The following is a 16,004-nucleotide window of genomic DNA, read 5'->3' as shown; positions in this document are numbered from 1 at the left end:
CACCCGTTCACCGTCACATCACAACAGGAGAAGAGAATGAGCGAGACGATCGAGTTTGCCGACTTCAAGCGGATCGAGATGAAGGTGGGCAGGGTGCTGGAGGTGGTGCGCCATCCGGGCGCCGACAAGCTCTACATAGTGCAGATCGATGTGGGTGGCGAGCGCCCCCTGCAGACAGTCACCAGCCTGGTCCCCTACTACAGCGAGGATGAGCTGGCGGGCAGCGAGGTGGTGGTGGTGACCAACCTCAAGCCCACCCGAATGCGCGGCGAGCGCTCCGAGTGCATGCTGCTCTGTGCCGAGACGCCGGACGAGAGCCAGAGTGTGCTGCTGCAGCCGAGGGTTTCCATGCCCGCCGGCACCCCCATAGTGTGAAGCGATAACAACAACAGAACGACAGACCGGGGCCTGGCCCCCCAATCGAGACGCTCAGGCGCGCTGCGGCGCGCCGGAGGAGGAACCATGTCACAATCCATGCGCGGCACCATAGGCAAGTTCGCCTTGCTGGCCATGACCTTTGCTGCCGTCTTCAACGTGCGCAACATCGTTAACAACAACATCGAACTGGGGCTCAGTTCGGCGCCCATCTTCATGCTGGCGACCGTCGTCTACTTTATCCCCTTCGTCTTCATCATCGCCGAGTTCGTCTCGGCCAACAAAAGCTCGGAATCGGGCATGTACGACTGGCTCAAGAAACCGCTCGGTACCCGGATGGCCTATCTGGGTTCGTTTCTCTACTGGTTCGTGAACCTGTTCTGGTTTGTCTCCCTGCTGCCGAACGTCATCGCCTATGCCTCCTACGCCATGCTGGGCTACGAGTACAGCTTCTCTCCCATGGTCACCTCGATCATCTCCATCGTGCTGTTTGCGGCGGCGACCCACATCTCCACCAAGGGGGCGAACTGGCTCGGCAAGATTGCCGAGATCGTGGCCTACGGCGTGTTTGCCCTGTTCGCCATCTATGTGCTGGGCGCCCTGATGGCTTTGAGTGGCGATCATGTACCGGCCCAGCCCATCACCCTGGAGGCGATGACTCCCATCGTCAACTGGGCGACGCTCGGCATCATGTGCTGGATCTTCCAGGCGGCGGGCGGTGCCGAGACGGCGGCGGCCTACCTCAATGACGTGAAGGGCGGCCAGAAATCCTTCATCAAGGTGATCATCAGTGCCGGCATCGTCATCGGTGCCATGTATGCGGTCGGTTCCCTGCTGGTGAACGTGTTCGTGCCGCGCGAGAGCCTCACCTATGCCGGCGGCATGGTGGAGATCTTCACCGGCATGGCCCAGTACTTCGGGCTGTCGGAGGCGCTGGTGGGCCGATTTGTCGGCGTGGTGCTGTTCATCGCCATGTTCGGCTCCATGATGATGTGGACCTCGGCGCCGGTGAAGATCCACTTCTCCGAGATCCCCCAGGGGGTCTACGGCGAGAAGACCACCCAGCTCAACGAGCACGGCGTGCCGGTACGCGCCGCCTGGTGGCAGTTTGCCTTCGTGTTCGTGATGCTGGTGGTCAACGGCTTCGGCTCGGAATCGGTGCAGCAGATGATGAACACCGCTATCAACCTTACTGCGGGTACCGCCATGCTGCCGCCGATCTTCATCATGGTGGCCTACTTCGTGTTCCGCTGGAAACACGACGACACCCCCCGCGAGTTCCGCATGGGGTCGCGCACCTTCGGGATGGGCGTGGTGTCGGTGCTGATCGCCATCTTCGTGGTGAGCATGAGCGCCTCAGCCTTCCCGGCCGGGGTGGATCTGGTGCGCGCCTTCTTCATCAACGTCTTTATGACCGCCCTCTTCTCGGTCCTTGCCTACTGGTGGATCTCCCGTTTCGAACGGCGTCATGCCGTCAGGGCGCAGGCCAGCAACAGACCGGCGAGAGCGGGCTAGGCCCTTATCAGCAGAGAGGAGCCCAAGGGCTCCTCTCTTTGCTTTGGTATATCTTGCAGGCTGATGCGTTCTTGGCTGCGGGCTGATGGGTAGCAACCTCGGCATGGGCCGCCTGTGAGCTAACAAATCAGGACCATATCTTATATTTTCAGCATGGGTGCCTCGATAAGATGTGCGCCATCTGATTCTATAGGTTTTTGGGTGTCGTAGTTATGTTAACGCTGGAAGGTTATTTACAAGTTTTACTGAGTAAGTTAGGAATTCCTCTTCCAGATGATATGGGTAATCGCGATGTGTTCTCGCTTGAGATTGGTCGCTTTACTTATCATTTCAAAGTCCATGCTGAGAGATATTTGACTATCTACTCTCTGGTGGGTAATGAGGGTGACATTGTCGATAGGGCTCTTGTCGGAATTATGAATTTGAATCATTTTTCCGACGAGGAGTACTCACCCGTATTTGCGTATGATGTCAATGCCAAGAAATTCCTTATATGGAACAGGCAGAAAGTATGCGAAATTGGTAATGAAAACGTACTTCCCCAGTTGGAGGCAATGATGGCAGCCAATAATATGATTGAGACCCTGATGGCTCAGGGCGAGCAGAGAAATGATTCTGTGGCGTTAGATATTAAGGCGCCGCATATCGGGATCCGCTGCTAATTGGATTCCATATTTTCAATGAGTAATAGTGAAAAGTACTTTATTAAAGGATTTATGACATGCCAAGCATTGCATCACAGGTTCAGATACTGCCACCCCAGGTTCATCAGGAGCTGACTGAGAAGTTAAAGGGCGAGAAGAGCCCCGCAGGAGTGGCCAATGTTGAGCTCGGTAACCAAATGCATACCATTAGCGTTGTAGAAACCTCGGGTGATGCCAAACATGTGGGTGAGGGAAGAAAGTCATTTCTGTCTTCAGTGAAGGACTTCTTTAACAGTGTTCGAGATGCATTCATTAACTTCTTCAGTAAGGCATCGGAACCTACAAAGGGCTCGATAGAGATCGCTGCAGCGCCAGTGATGGACAAGCACGCAGCTGTCGTCGCCCAGAATAAAGAAATCATGGGTATCTTTCTTCAGAATCATGATTTTCTAAAAACTGAAGGAATCATGAGAATTTCTGCTGCAAAGACAGAGCTTGATCTGCTCTCTGCTGGCAAGAAGGATTTGCAGGATGCCACCGGTGTTGAGCTCACGGCACTGTTTAAGAAGAATATTCGTGAGCATTGTTCTCCGGCAGATATGAAGGCTTTTGAACAAACCTTCTTGGACTATCAAAATAATAATCAGCTGCCCTTGGTTAGCGATCTGCCCGAGATGGCTCAGGATGCCATCATGCTTGCCAAAGAGGTTGCTAAATATCAGGGTGAGAACCATATGACTGCGTCCAACCTGGCGATTGTGATGGCTCCTAACCTGATGTCCACTGAATTGCTCATGCAAGGTAAAACACTGGAGTTCAATACCTTCTTTGAGAAGCTTATCCAACAAGCATGATGATCGTTGTCTGGTCACTACACTAATAAAAGTTGAGTCGTAGCAGGAAAGGGGGTGGCCAGCGTGCCACCCCCTTGTCATTTTGGGTGACTGGTTTCAAGGGGGCATGGTTTCGGTGCCTCATTCCAGCTGTGATGATGGATCGTTGCCGTGTTAACAAGCTTGTTAACGGACACCCCAGGGTGTCCGTTTTTTATTGGTGCCTGGCTAGCGTGAGACCCAGACGCCGACCAGAGAGGCCACCAGCAGGGTTGCCACCAGGGCGCTGGCCAGGCCGGGCGGGGCCTGCTTGGCCAGGGTGCGCTCTACCTTGCTCATGCGGTGAACGACCCGGGCCCTGCCCATCAATAGCAGAGCGGCATGGAGCAGAGAGAGCCCGGTGAGCAGGGCAAAGGTGACGAGAGGGGGGCCGCCGAGACCGGAGAGGCCGAACAGTACGGCGGCACCATAGAGGCCGGCAAAGCAGGCGTTCATTCCACTACGCAGCCCCAGCAGGGTGGGGCGAAACAGGCCCGCCAGGGCCAGCAACAGACCGATCAGGGCAGCCAACGCCGCCAATTGGGATAGCATCATGCCTCCTTGGCATCGATTCCCGGTCCACCCCCATGGCCACAGACCCTGGCCAGTTGGCAGCAGGCGGGAGTATTGATTGGGCAAGAAACGTACACTGCCCGACTAGGCTACGCCTGCACCGGTCTGGAATGAAGCCGGACATTGCCAGGATGTGACCATGCTCAGCTACTGAGTGCGGGTGAGGGGGCGGCAAGTGTTGCCGCCCTCTGACCATAGAGGTCAGAGTGGATTGCCGGGGACGGGGTTGGACTGGCGCTCTTCATCTCCGCGCTGCCGGCGTCGCTCGGCGGCCTCCTGGATAAGCTCCTCTCTCTGCTTGTCGAGATCCTCCAGCAGCTTCTGCTTCTCTTCATCGGAGAGGGTCGGGTCTTCGGCGATCTCTTTCTTCCTCTGCTCGAGCCGGTCGAGCTTCTCCTTGCTAAGGCCTACCCGCTGGGCCAGCAGGTTGTCCCAGGCTACCCGGGTCAGGCTCTGCTCCGGCTCCTTGCGGGCACGTCCTGGATTGGCATAGGTGGGGGAGGGCTCACGGCTGCCTCCGTTCAGGGTCACCCTCTCTTCGGCAAGTCCTTGCCTCTGCCGCTGCGCCTCTCGAAACGGCTCCGTGCCCTGACGAGCCGTCAGTGAGGGCTGTAGCAAGCCAAATTGCACCGCACCCAAGTTCATCACTCATCCTCCTCGTCACTGCGTCGGCGTGGTCAGAGCAATAACCGTTCCAGCTTGCGGACAAGGAGAGGGGCCTGCCGGCCCCTCGTCGTTAACTGCGTCTGCGCCAGACCGTGAGCTGGGCCACCGTATGCTGGTACTTGCGGGCCGTCTCGCGGATCACGAACGGCAGGTCGCGCGGCGTGCCCACCTCTTCGAACTCCGTCGCCAGCAGCCGTTGCAGGGCCTGATGGGTGGTCAGCGCCTCGCCGTTCTCCCGCACACCGCCGAGCCAGTTGCCCTTGGGGGTGTACTCCTCGAGCCAGGTGTAGGGGCTGGTGAGCAGCAAGATGCCGCCCGGGCGCAGGCGCCGGCCTATGTCTTGCAGGAAGCGGGCGGGCTCGCGCAGCCGGTCGATCAGATTCGAGGCCAGCACCAGATCGTAGTGATCGTACTTGGGCTTGAGGTTGCAGGCGTCCCCCTGGCTGAAATGAATGCGTGCCGCCTGCTCCGGACCCAGATCGTGATCGGACAGCCTTGCCTCCCGATACTCCACCAGCTCCCCCTCCAGCGGCACGGCGTAACGGAATCCCTCCTGCCGGGTCATGGCCAGGGCCACGTCGATAAAGCGGGCCGAGTAGTCCACCCCGTCCACGTGCTGGAAGTGGCGGGCCATCTCGAAGCTGGCACGGCCCACGGCGCAGCCGATGTCGAGCGCCCGCTGGTGATGGGGGGCGAGCTCGGCCGCCAGCCCGGCCAGGGTCTGGCCGTAGTTGGGCACCCCGAAGTGGGTCGGTCCATAGTGGAAGTCGAGATACTGGGCCACCAGGGTGTCGGTCTCGTAGGGGTTGACCCGTCTCTGCTCCTGATGGCGCGACACCAGATAGCGAAAGCCGGCGTGCTGGAAGAAGTGGCGACGAAACGCATAGCGCGAGGCGGCGATAGCCTCGTTGCCGGTGCTGATCCAGCTGCCCCCCTTCATCAGGGTATGCTTGCCGTCGAAGGTGGGGGTGGAGAAGTCGTCATAGAGGGGGTGCACCCTGAACCCTTCGAAGCCGTCGATGGGGGTGCCGGTCCACTGCCAGACGTTGCCCACCAGATCGCAGAAGGCCCCCTGCTCGAAATGATCGACCGGGCAGGAGGAGGCCCACTGCTCCAGGTTGATGTTGCCGGGGGCTCGGGGCCAGTTCGGCTGATCCACCGGGATGCGGCTACGCAGGTGCATCCACTCGGCCTCGCTCGGCAGCTGTACCGGCAGACCCGTGGCCTCGCTCTTCCAGCGGCAGAAGGCGGCGGCCTCGAGCTGGTTCACCTCCACCGGCCAGTCCCATGGCATGGGCACTTCCTCTGTCATCAGCCTCAGTCGCAGGGCATCGGGTTCGCCCGGATCACCGACCCAGAAGGTGGGCATGGCGGCACGGGCGAATTCGCGCCAGCCCCACCCCTCGTCATCCCAGAAGCGGCGCTCGGCGTAGCCGCCGGCGGCGACAAACTCGAAGAACTCGGCATTGCTGACCAGCAGCCGGCTCGCCTGGAAGGGGGCCAGGGTGACCCGCCGCTCGCCATATTCGTTGTCCCAGCCGTAGGTGTCGTCCTGCTTGCCGAGACGCACCTCGCCGCCGGCCACCGCCTGCAGGGAGTTGGCCGGCACGCTGGTGCGATCGTGCCGGGCATGGGGGCAGGCGGGCCAGTGGGGTTGCGGGCGTACCCAGGCCAACGGCAGTTGGCGGATCAGCACGCTCGAGGTTTCGAGGTGGATGCGCTCATGTTCGATGCCCATCAGGATGGCCCAGGCCGGGCTCTCCCAATCGATGGGCAGGGTAAGCGGCATCTGCGCGATGAAGCGAGTCACCCGCTCGCGTACCCGGGCGCGATAGCGGCGCAACTCGCCCACGCTCGGCCAGTCGTAGTTGCGTTCGTCCAGGTCGTCCCAGCTCATCTCGTCCACGCCGATGGCCACCATGGCTTCGATGGGGGGGTCGATGCGCTCGTCGATGAGGCGGCCGGCCAGCAGCTTGTTGATGAAGAAGGCGGCGGTGTGGCCGTAGTAGAAGATGAGCGGATGGCGCAGGTTGATGGCCTTGGTAAACCAGGCGCGTTCGTCGGCCAGGCAGTCGAACAGGCTGTCGTAGAGATCGAAGGTTCGGGTGAAGTACTCCAGCAGCTCCTGGCGCTTCTGCTCCGGGTTCTCACCCCGCAGGTAGGGGGTGCGGGTCGGGTTTGGCAGGCCGGTGGTCTCGGCACGCAGAGGTTGGGCAAGGGTCACGGGCACGGCTCCTTATGGGGGGGACGGCTCCACTCTATACGGCGTGAGTGACAAATCGGATCGACGATCCGTTAGAGGAAGTTAGCCCATCGACGGGGCAAGAGGCCAGTCGACGGGCATGGGTTATCGATGGCGACGGGGCAGTACCCAGCCGGGCCTGACCCAGTGGCAGGTATAACCCTCCGGGTAGCGTTGCAAATAGTCCTGATGCTCCGGCTCGGCCTCCCAGAAGGGGCCCGCGGGCAGCACCTCGGTCACGACCGGGCCCGGCCAGAGGCCGCTTGCCTCCACGTCGGCGATGGTCTCGCGCGCCTCGAGGGCCTGCTCCTCGCTCAGGGTGTAGATGGCCGAGCGGTAAGATCGGCCCCGGTCGTTACCCTGACGATCCCGGGTGGTGGGGTCGTGGATCTGGAAGAAGAAGGCAAGCAGATCCCGGTAGCTGAGCCGGTCGGGATCGAAGATGACCTCGATCGCCTCGGCGTGGTCACCATGGTGGCGGTAGGTGGCGTGCTCCACCTCGCCGCCACTGTAGCCGACCCGGGTCGAGATGACCCCGGGATGGTGGCGCAGCAGCTCCTGCATGCCCCAGAAGCAGCCTCCGGCCAGGATGGCGGTCTCGTGATGATGCATAGGATTCTCCTTCTGTGAGTTCAATCGGCACGGTTCAGGGCGACGGCATTGATGCAGTAGCGCAGCCCCGATGGCGGTGGTCCGTCGGGAAAGACATGACCCAGGTGGGCGTCACATACCTGGCAGGTAACCTCGATGCGGTGCATGCCGTGGGAGCGATCCTGATGATAGGCCACCACCCCCTCTTGCAGGGGGCGAGTGAAGCTGGGCCAGCCGGAGTGGCTCTCAAACTTGTTGCCGGCATCGAACAGAGGGGTATCGCAGCAGACGCAGTGGTAGCGCCCCGGTTCAAACAGGCTGCACATGGCCGAGCTGTGAGGGCGTTCGGTGCCCTTTTCACGGGTGATCCGGTACTGCTCCGGGGTGAGGATGGCACGCCACTCCTGGTCGCTGTGTTCGACCCTGGCGGGGGGCCGGGGATTGCCCTGATTGGCCCAATGCAACACCTGATGCCAGTCGGGATGGGACATGGATGACCTCCTTGGGGGCTGTGGGCCAGCAGCCCCGCATCATCGGATGGTGGCCCGCAAGAGAAGACCGGGAAGGTGGTCATCTGATTTCATCGTGGGCCTGGCCATGACGCTAATGGGCATTTTAGATTGTGTGTTTAATCATCAATCGTTTTTTTGATGGACCCTATCACCGGAACCGGCTGTCTAAACTGGTGAGGGGTTATCCCGTCGGCCAGTCTGACACCCATTCAGGGAAGGAGAGTGTGATGGACAAACTTGACCACGAGATCGACACCCTGCGCCATGAGCAGGAGTTGCAACATCAGAAACAGGCGGAAAACCGCTGGCAGGCCCGTGTCGACGAGCTGCAGCGCGAGCGCCACGACGAGCCCGGTGGCGACTCCGGATCGGCAGAGCATTGACCCACAGAGGGGCCCCGCAAGGGGCCCTTCTCGTTTACCCCAGCTCGATGGGATCGACATCCACCACCCAGCGTACCCGCTTGGTCTCGGGCCAGGCCTCCAGCTCGGCGATGGCCCACTCCAGCAGCTGGGCCAGGGGGGCACGGGCGGCGGCCTGCACCATCAGTTGCATCCGGAACTTGCCCGCCTTGCGCTCCATGGTGGCACTCAGGGGGCCGATCACCTGCAGCCCCGGCAGGCGGGCCAGGCGCAGGGTGTCGGCGAGGCGGGTCAGGAAGTGTTGTGCCTCGCTCTGGCCGGTGGCCTCGGCCTTGAACAGGGCCTGGTGGCTGAAGGGGGGCAGGCTCAGCAGGCGGCGCTCCTTGAGGGCGGTATCGGCGAAGTGGTCGTAACCGTTCTGGGTCAGATCCTGCAGCAGGGCGTGCTCCGGATGGTGGCTCTGCAGCACCACCAGCCCCGGCTTGCTGGCCCGCCCGGCGCGACCGGCCACCTGAGTGTAGAGCTGGGCGAGGCGCTCGGCGGCGCGAAAATCCGCCGAGAAGAGGGCGCCGTCCACATCGATGAGGCCGACCAGGGTGACATCGGGGAAATGGTGCCCCTTGGCCAGCATCTGGGTACCGATGAGGATCTTGTAGTGGCCGCTCCTGATCCCCTCCAGGTGGCTCTCCAGCTCCCCCTTGCGGGCCGTGCTGTCCCGGTCGATGCGTACCACCGGATAGTGGGGAAACAGGGTTGCCAGCAGTTGCTCGAGCTGCTCGGTGCCGACCCCGGAGCCGATCAGCTCATGGCTGCCGCACTCCGGGCAGCTGGGGGGGAGGGGCCGCACGCTGTCGCAGTGATGGCAGTGCAGCCGTCGCCCGGCCTGGTGCCAGGTGTACCAGGCGTCGCACCGCTCGCAGGCGGCGCTCCAGCCGCACTGGTGGCAGATCAGGGCCGGCGCGTAGCCGCGCCGGTTGAGAAACAGCATCACCTGATTGCCGGCGGCCAGGTGCTCGGCCATCAGCCGCTCCAGCTGGGGCGAGAGGCCCGCCTGCAGCCGGGTGCTCTTGATGTCGAGGATCACCTGACGCGCCGTAGTGGCGTTGCCGGCGCGCCGGGTCAGGCGCAGGTGGTGATACTTGCCGCCGCGAGCGTTGTGCAGGCTCTCCAGCGAAGGGGTGGCCGAGCCGAGCAGGATCGGGATGCCGGCCCGGTGGGCGCGCATCACGGCGAGATCCCGGGCGTGGTAGCGAAAGCCCTCCTGCTGCTTGAACGAGGCGTCGTGCTCCTCGTCGATGATGATGACGCCGAGACGCTTGAACGGGGTGAAGACGGTAGAGCGGGTGCCAATCAGGATGGCGGCGCCCCCGTCACGGCAGGCGAGCCAGGCGTCGAGCCGTTCCCGGTCGTTCATCCCCGAGTGCATGGCCACCACAGGCACGTTGAAGCGGCGCCTGAAGCGGTTGATGGTCTGCGGGGTGAGGCCTATTTCCGGCACCATCACCAGTGCCTGTTTCCCCTCCCGCAGCAAGGGCTCGAGGATGCTCAAATACACCTCGGTCTTGCCCGAGCCGGTGATCCCCTCCAGCAGGAAGGCGTTGAAGCGATCCCGTTGGCTGGTCACCGTCGAGACTGCCAGCGCCTGCTCTGTGCTCAGAGGCAGGGCGCCGTCGCAGTGGAGGTGTTCGGCCCAGTCGGTGGGATGGCTGGGCTCCAGGCTGCGCCTCTCTATCAGTGCTTTTTTCTCCAGCGCCGTGAGCGCGGCGGATTGCACCTCCTCCTGGCGCAGGGCCGAGGGGGTCTGCGGTCCCCGGCGCAGCAGGGCCAGTGCCTGCTGCTGCTTGGGGGCGCGCCTGAGCTCGTTGAGATCGCAGGCGTGCCCGGCCTCGGTGGAGAACCAGAACTCCAGCTCCCGGTAGGCGGCCGGCTCTCCCTTGCGCACCAGCACCGGCAAGGCCACCGCCAGCACCTCGCCGAGGGGGTACTGATAGTAACCCGCCCCCCACTGCATCAGGGCCAGGATATCGGGGCCGAGCACGGGGCGTTCGTCGAGTACCCGTTTGATCGGCTTGAGCTTCTCCCTGGGCAGGGTGCTTTCGGCCGGATGATCGACCACCAGCGCCACCAGGGTCTGCGGGCCGAAGGGCACCTCGACCCGGCAGCCGGGCGCCGGCAGGGGGAGGGGGCAGAGATAGTCGAAAGGACGGCGCAGGGGCACCGGCACGGCGACACGAACCAGATCCAGTTTGTCGGAGGAATTCACCAAAGATTGCCTATTTTTTCCGCGGGGCCACTTGCCTGATCTCAGGCGTTTCCTATATTATTCGCTGCCTTTGAAACTGTGTTCAATATTCGTGTGGTGTCCGACCCAAGGTTCGGATGGCGACACGGCCTATATCTTTGAGGTTGTCCATGAAAGCTGGTATCCATCCGGAATACGTTGAAATCACCGCCAAGTGCTCTTGCGGTAACATCATCAAGACTCGCTCCACCGTCTCCAAGGATCTGAACCTGGACGTGTGCTCCGAGTGCCACCCCTTCTACACCGGCAAGCAGAAAGAAGTTTCTAGCGGCGGCCGCGTAGACAAGTTCAACAAGCGTTTCGGTTCTCTGACTGCCAAGAAGTAATCGAGTCCGAAAGCTTGAAGAAAAGCGCCCATTGGGCGCTTTTTTTGTGCCCGGCTTTCCCCTAAGGTGGGGCGAGGAGTCGAGAAGGAGAGCAGGGATGCGACGCTGTCTGGTCATGGGAGCCGCCGGTTATGTGGGCTCCTATCTGGTGCCTTATCTGCAGGCACAGGGTTATGAAGTGGTGGCCGCCGCCCGGCGCCCCTGCCGGTTGCCGGAAGGGGTCGGGTTTCGCCTCGCCGACAGCCTCAGGCCCGCCACCCTGGGGCCGGCCCTGGAGGGCATAGATACCGTCTTCTATCTGGTGCATGCCATGGGCGCCGGGGCCGGCTTCCACCGTCTCGAGCAGCAGGGGGTGAAGAACTTCGCCGCCGCCGCCCGCGCCGCCGGGGTGCGCCGTCTCATCTATCTGGGGGCGATCCAGCCCGAAGCGTGCGAGAGCCGTCATCTCAACTCCCGTCGTCACTGTGGTGAACTGTTTCGGGCCGCCGGTGTGCCGACCGTGGAGCTGCGCGCCGGCATCATCATAGGCCCGGGCTCGGCCGCCTTCGAGGTGATGCGCGATCTGGTGTTCAACCTGCCTATGATGGTGACACCCAAGTGGGTGCGCTCGCGCACGCCCCCCATCGCCCTCTCCAACCTGCTTCACTACCTGGGGGGGCTGGTGGAGGCCGAGGGGGTCGAGGGGGGGATTCTCAACGCCGCCGGTCCCGAGCTGCTCAGCTACCAGCAGCAGCTCGAGCGCTTCGCGGCCCACATTGGCAAGCGCTGCCCCATCCTTCCCATCCCCTGGCTTACCCCGCGTCTGTCGGCCTGGTGGCTGCAGTTTGCCACCTCTGTGCCCCAGCCGGTCGCCAAGGCCCTGGTGGGGGGGCTCAAGCACGATATTCCGGCCGACGACGGGCCGCTGCGTGCCCTGTTGCCCCAGCGCCTGCTCGATTTTGACGAGGCGCTGGCCGAGGCCCTTACCCTGGAGCAGCGACTGGGGGCCGAGCAGCACGGGGAGGAGACCCCCCTCGGTCTGCGCTGGCGTCACCCCGAGTACGGCTTCTATGACCGCACCGCGAGCGGCACCGCCCTCTCCCTCGCCCCGCCCGAGGCCCTGTGGCAGGTGTTGCAGGGGCTCGGCGGCGAGCGACGCTACTTCTACATGAACAGCCTGTGGAGCGTGCGCGAGTGGATGGATCACCTGATAGGGGGCCCGGCGCGCCAGTATGGCCGCAGCGATCCGACCCGTTTCAACAAGGGCGATCGGATCGACTCCTGGGAGATCCTGGGGGTGGAGGAGGGACGGCGGCTCGATCTGTTGTTCAACATGCGGGCACCGGGGGTGGGGCGCCTCGAGTTCCTTATCGTGCCCGAGGAGTCGGGGTTGACCCGCCTCACGGTGACGGCTCACTGGCACCCTCAGGGGGCCTGGGGGCTCGGCTACTGGCTCGCCATGCTGCCGTTCCACCTCTTTATCTTTCAGGGGATGACGGAGGCGATCGTGCGTGAGGCGGAGGCCGACAGCGGCATTCCGGTGATGGACTGAAATATACCTCTAACTTGGTATTCTTGCGTGGTGGAAATCGCTGGTCATCTGCTCCGTCCAGCGTTTTAAACCATATTATCCTCTGGGAAAGGGCCCCCCTTTTCTTTATGATCATTTCCCCCCGCCTGAAGCGGGGAGTCCATCATCATGACGTGAACAACCGTATCGGGGTATCCCATGTCCGATCTGCGCCAACAGGCTCTCGACTACCACGCCCTTCCCGTCCCCGGGAAGATCGCCATCGAACTCACCAAGCCGGCGGAGACTGCCCGCGATCTGGCCCTGGCCTACAGCCCGGGCGTGGCCGAACCGGTGCGCGAGATCGCCGCCAACCCGGATGATGCCTACAAGTACACCGCCAAGGGTAACCTGGTGGCGGTCATCTCCAACGGCACCGCCATCCTGGGGCTGGGCAATCTGGGGCCGCTCGCCTCCAAGCCGGTGATGGAGGGCAAGGCCCTGCTGTTCAAGCGCTTCGCCGGCATCGATGCCATCGACATCGAGGTGAAGCACCGCACCAACGAAGAGTTCATCAACACGGTGGCTGCCATCGCCGACACCTTCGGTGGTATCAACCTGGAAGACATCAAGGCCCCCGAGTGCTTCGCCATCGAGCAGGCCTTGATCGAGCGCTGCAGCGTGCCTGTGTTCCACGATGATCAGCACGGCACCGCCATCGTCACCGCCGCCGGCCTGCTCAATGCCCTCGAGATCCAGGGCAAGCGCATCGAGGAGAGCCGCATCGTCTGCATGGGGGCCGGTGCCGCCGCCATCGCCTGCATGGAGTTGCTGATCAAGTGCGGTGCCATGCGCGAGAAGATCTACATGCTCGACCGCAAGGGCGTGATCCACACCCGTCGTGACGATCTCAACGAGTACAAGAAGTTGTTTGCCAACAACACCGACATGCGCACCCTCGAGGAGGCGATCAAGGGCGCCGATGTCTTCGTCGGTGTCTCCGGCCCGGATGTGCTGCCGGCCGAGGCGGTGGCCCTGATGGCGCCGAACCCGGTCATCTTCGCCTGCTCCAACCCGGATCCCGAGATCAGACCCGAGCTGGCGCAGTCGGTGCGCGATGACCTCATCATGGGTACGGGTCGTTCCGACTACCCGAACCAGATCAACAATGTGCTCTGTTTCCCCTTCATCTTCCGCGGAGCCCTGGACGCGCGCGCCAGTTGCATCAACGATGCCATGAAGGTGGCTGCGGTCGATGCCATTCGCGCCCTGGCCAAGGAGCCGGTACCGGCCGAGGTGCTGCGTGCCGCCGGGGTCGATGCCCTCGAGTTTGGCCGCGACTATGTGATCCCCAAACCCATGGACGCCCGTCTGCTGCCGCGGGTTGCCCGCGCCGTGGCCCTGGCCGCCGTGGAGTCCGGTGTGGCACGTATCGAGCTGCCGGCCGACTACATGCTGGGTTGAGTTCGCTTCCGTGAAGAAGGGCCGCATCCGCGGCCCTTTTTATTGTCCGCGCTTCAGGTGCGCGGCAGGGTGAGGCGAAACAGGGCCCCCGTCGTGCTCTCTTCCAGGTGCACCTCGCCCCCGTGGTGGCGGGCTATGCTGCGCACGATGGCGAGTCCCAATCCGGTGCCCCCGGTGCGACGATCGCGGCTCTCGTCGAGGCGCACGAAGGGCTCGAAGATGCGGCCCGCCTGCGCCATGGGGATGCCGGGACCATCGTCTTGCACCTCAATCAGGCAGGCTTCCGGGGTCAGACAGAGGCGCAGTTGCACCGCCTCTCTGGCGTGGCGCTGGGCATTGCGCACCAGGTTCTCCACCGCCCGGGTCAACAGTCGTTCGTCCCCATGCCAGGGAAGGGGGGCGCTCGGGCTCGTCAGGGTGATCGGCTTGTGGGGGCAGAGGGTCTGCCAGTCCACCAGATGGCGCCGGGCCCAGGCGCCGAGCTCCAGCTCGACCGGTTGCAGGGGCATCTCGGGGCGATCGAGACGGGCGTAGGTGAGCATCTCGTCGATCAGGGTGTCGAGTGCGGCCAGGTCCCGCTCCAGGGCCAGCCGATCTGCCTCGGGGGGCGGTGGCTCGAGCATGGCGAGGCGATAGTGCAGCCGCACCAGAGGGGTGCGCAGCTCGTGGGCAATGGCGTCGGTGAGCTGCTTCTTGCCATTGATCAGCGCCTCCAGCTGTTCGCCCATGCGGTCCAGGGTCTGGCCCATGCGCGCCAGGCTGCTGCCGGCGGGCAGGTGGCTGCGGGCATCCAGCTCACCATTTCCCAGGCGGCGTGCGGTCTGCTCCAGAGTGAGCAGCCCGCGCCAGTGGGGGCGCAGCCAGATCAGGATGGGCAGGGCCAGGGAGAGGCCGAGCAGCAGCAACAGGCCGATGTCGAGCCAGTGCAACTCGTGCAGATAGGAGAGGTAGGGGACGGGACCGACGATCAGCACCTGCTCGCTGCCGGGAATGCGCTGGCGGAAGGTGTCATCCTCCTCGACGATGAGCAGCTCCCCTCCCTGCAGCAGGGCCAGGTCCTCGCTGTCGAGGGGCTGGCTGGCCAGGGGATCGAGACGCAGGGGCAGCTTGAGCTGGCGGGACTGCTCCCTCAGTCGCTCGGACCAGAGCGAGGGCGGGGTGCGGGAGAGCTCGTTGGTGAGCAGGGCGAGGGAGCCTTGCATCAGGCGCTCCAGATAGCGGTTGCCGGCGCGCTCCGTGGTGTGCTGGTAGATGAGGCCGACCAGCAGCACCGCGACCATGAAGCAGGCCATCACCAGCAGGTAGAACTGGATAAACAGGCGGCGCATGGCTCACTCCCAGGCCTGGGGCACCAGCAGATAGCCGCGCTGGCGTACCGTCTTGATGCGGGTCGGGTCGGCCGGATCGTCCCCCAGCTTGCGGCGCAAGCGGGAGATGGCCACATCCATGCTGCGATCCAGCCCGTCGTAGTCGCGGCCACGCAGGCGACGAAACAGGGCGTCGCGTCCCATGATTTGCCCGGCGTGGCAGGCCAGCTCCCAGAGGAGATCGAAGTCGCTGGTGGAGAGGGAGACGCTCACCCCGTCCAGGGTCACGGAGCGGGCCTGACCATCGATGGTCAGGCCACCCAGTTGCAGCCGCTGGGGGACTGTGACGGGGGCCTGTGCCTGCGGCGCCCTCTGCTGCTGGCGAAACTGCACCCTCAGTCGTGCCAGCAATACGGGGGGCGGCGTGGTCTTGAGGATGTAGTCGTTGGCCCCCAGCTCCAGGCTCAGGATCTGGTTCATGTCGCTGTCGAGCGAGGTGAGCATGACGACAGGGCCGGCAAAGCGGGGGCGCAGGTCCCGGCACAGGGAGAGGCCGTCGCAGCCGGGCAGCATGATGTCGAGCAGCACCAGGTCGGGCTGCACCTCCTCGACTCTGGCCAGGGCCCGATCCCCGCGTGGCTCGAGGATCACCTCCATCTCGTGACGGGAGAGCCAGCCGGCGATCAGCTGACCGATATCGGGGTCGTCTTCAACAAACAGGATGCGTTGCATGGGGCCACCATCTCGGGGTCGGTCTGCTGACA

Annotated in this window: 16 protein-coding genes; 8 read left to right on the top strand and 8 right to left on the bottom strand. The window is 63.2% G+C overall.

All coding sequences use genetic code 11. From position 1 onward, the window contains the following. Positions 1–36: 36 nt before the first annotated feature. The 4 genes from AB5Y48_RS11915 to AB5Y48_RS11900 all read left to right on the top strand — a co-directional run bounded on the left by AB5Y48_RS11915 (position 37) and on the right by AB5Y48_RS11900 (position 3,388). Positions 37–375, top strand: a complete 339-nt coding sequence (locus tag AB5Y48_RS11915; RefSeq protein WP_368164587.1) for a tRNA-binding protein — start codon at positions 37–39, stop codon at positions 373–375. 87 nt (positions 376–462) lie between these two features. Continuing rightward, positions 463–1,890, top strand: coding sequence for an amino acid permease (locus AB5Y48_RS11910; protein WP_368164585.1), 1,428 nt, complete (start codon positions 463–465; stop codon positions 1,888–1,890). A gap of 212 nt (positions 1,891–2,102) precedes the next feature. Further along, positions 2,103–2,552: a CesT family type III secretion system chaperone gene (locus AB5Y48_RS11905; protein ID WP_082177897.1), complete on the top strand. Its 450-nt coding sequence runs from the start codon at positions 2,103–2,105 to the stop codon at positions 2,550–2,552. 59 nt (positions 2,553–2,611) lie between these two features. Next, complete coding sequence (locus AB5Y48_RS11900; protein ID WP_368164583.1) at positions 2,612–3,388, top strand: RhoGAP domain-containing protein; 777 nt, start codon at positions 2,612–2,614, stop codon at positions 3,386–3,388. A 207-nt stretch (positions 3,389–3,595) separates the two neighbouring features. Here the strand turns inward: AB5Y48_RS11900 and AB5Y48_RS11895 are convergent, their stop codons facing one another. From AB5Y48_RS11895 to msrB, 5 genes are all read right to left on the bottom strand, one after another. Then, complete coding sequence (locus AB5Y48_RS11895; protein WP_368164582.1) at positions 3,596–3,958, bottom strand: hypothetical protein; 363 nt, start codon at positions 3,956–3,958, stop codon at positions 3,596–3,598. A gap of 222 nt (positions 3,959–4,180) precedes the next feature. Then, complete coding sequence (locus AB5Y48_RS11890) at positions 4,181–4,624, bottom strand: hypothetical protein (RefSeq protein ID WP_050665356.1); 444 nt, start codon at positions 4,622–4,624, stop codon at positions 4,181–4,183. A gap of 91 nt (positions 4,625–4,715) precedes the next feature. Then, positions 4,716–6,869: a 5-histidylcysteine sulfoxide synthase gene (gene ovoA / locus AB5Y48_RS11885; protein WP_050665357.1), complete on the bottom strand. Its 2,154-nt coding sequence runs from the start codon at positions 6,867–6,869 to the stop codon at positions 4,716–4,718. Between the two features lie 123 nt (positions 6,870–6,992). After that, positions 6,993–7,499: a peptide-methionine (S)-S-oxide reductase MsrA gene (gene msrA, locus AB5Y48_RS11880; protein WP_060583269.1), complete on the bottom strand. Its 507-nt coding sequence runs from the start codon at positions 7,497–7,499 to the stop codon at positions 6,993–6,995. Between the two features lie 20 nt (positions 7,500–7,519). Then, positions 7,520–7,969: a peptide-methionine (R)-S-oxide reductase MsrB gene (gene msrB, locus AB5Y48_RS11875; protein ID WP_050665359.1), complete on the bottom strand. Its 450-nt coding sequence runs from the start codon at positions 7,967–7,969 to the stop codon at positions 7,520–7,522. 248 nt (positions 7,970–8,217) lie between these two features. Between msrB and AB5Y48_RS11870 the strand changes: the two genes are divergently transcribed. After that, positions 8,218–8,373 (top strand): hypothetical protein, encoded by a 156-nt coding sequence (locus tag AB5Y48_RS11870; RefSeq protein WP_168929841.1) that lies wholly within the window; start codon positions 8,218–8,220, stop codon positions 8,371–8,373. Positions 8,374–8,407: 34 nt separating this feature from the next. On the opposite strand, the gene priA is transcribed toward AB5Y48_RS11870, so the two are convergent. Next, positions 8,408–10,615, bottom strand: coding sequence for a primosomal protein N' (gene priA / locus AB5Y48_RS11865; protein ID WP_368164579.1), 2,208 nt, complete (start codon positions 10,613–10,615; stop codon positions 8,408–8,410). Positions 10,616–10,764: 149 nt separating this feature from the next. Between priA and rpmE the strand changes: the two genes are divergently transcribed. The 3 genes from rpmE to AB5Y48_RS11850 all read left to right on the top strand — a co-directional run bounded on the left by rpmE (position 10,765) and on the right by AB5Y48_RS11850 (position 13,933). Next, positions 10,765–10,980 carry a 50S ribosomal protein L31 gene (rpmE, locus tag AB5Y48_RS11860; RefSeq protein WP_050665360.1) on the top strand — a complete coding sequence of 72 codons (216 nt, stop codon included), beginning with the start codon at positions 10,765–10,767 and terminating at the stop codon, positions 10,978–10,980. Between the two features lie 97 nt (positions 10,981–11,077). Continuing rightward, positions 11,078–12,511 (top strand): DUF2867 domain-containing protein, encoded by a 1,434-nt coding sequence (locus tag AB5Y48_RS11855; protein ID WP_050665361.1) that lies wholly within the window; start codon positions 11,078–11,080, stop codon positions 12,509–12,511. Between the two features lie 177 nt (positions 12,512–12,688). Continuing rightward, the gene (locus AB5Y48_RS11850; RefSeq protein WP_050665362.1) at positions 12,689–13,933 is read left to right on the top strand and encodes a malic enzyme-like NAD(P)-binding protein; all 1,245 of its coding nucleotides are present in this window, start codon (positions 12,689–12,691) and stop codon (positions 13,931–13,933) included. A gap of 53 nt (positions 13,934–13,986) precedes the next feature. Here the strand turns inward: AB5Y48_RS11850 and rstB are convergent, their stop codons facing one another. Both rstB and rstA read right to left on the bottom strand, forming a co-directional pair. Then, positions 13,987–15,261 carry a two-component system sensor histidine kinase RstB gene (rstB, locus tag AB5Y48_RS11845; RefSeq protein WP_368164578.1) on the bottom strand — a complete coding sequence of 425 codons (1,275 nt, stop codon included), beginning with the start codon at positions 15,259–15,261 and terminating at the stop codon, positions 13,987–13,989. 3 nt (positions 15,262–15,264) lie between these two features. After that, positions 15,265–15,972, bottom strand: a complete 708-nt coding sequence (gene rstA / locus AB5Y48_RS11840; protein ID WP_368164577.1) for a two-component system response regulator RstA — start codon at positions 15,970–15,972, stop codon at positions 15,265–15,267. Positions 15,973–16,004 lie beyond the last annotated feature (32 nt).

Origin of the sequence: Aeromonas sp. R6-2 (assembly GCF_040908155.1) — a bacterium.
GTDB classification, from domain to species: Bacteria; Pseudomonadota; Gammaproteobacteria; order Enterobacterales; family Aeromonadaceae; genus Aeromonas; species Aeromonas schubertii.
The sequence above is the reverse complement of the archived record's forward strand: the minus strand, read 5'-3'. Positions and strand labels throughout refer to the sequence as shown.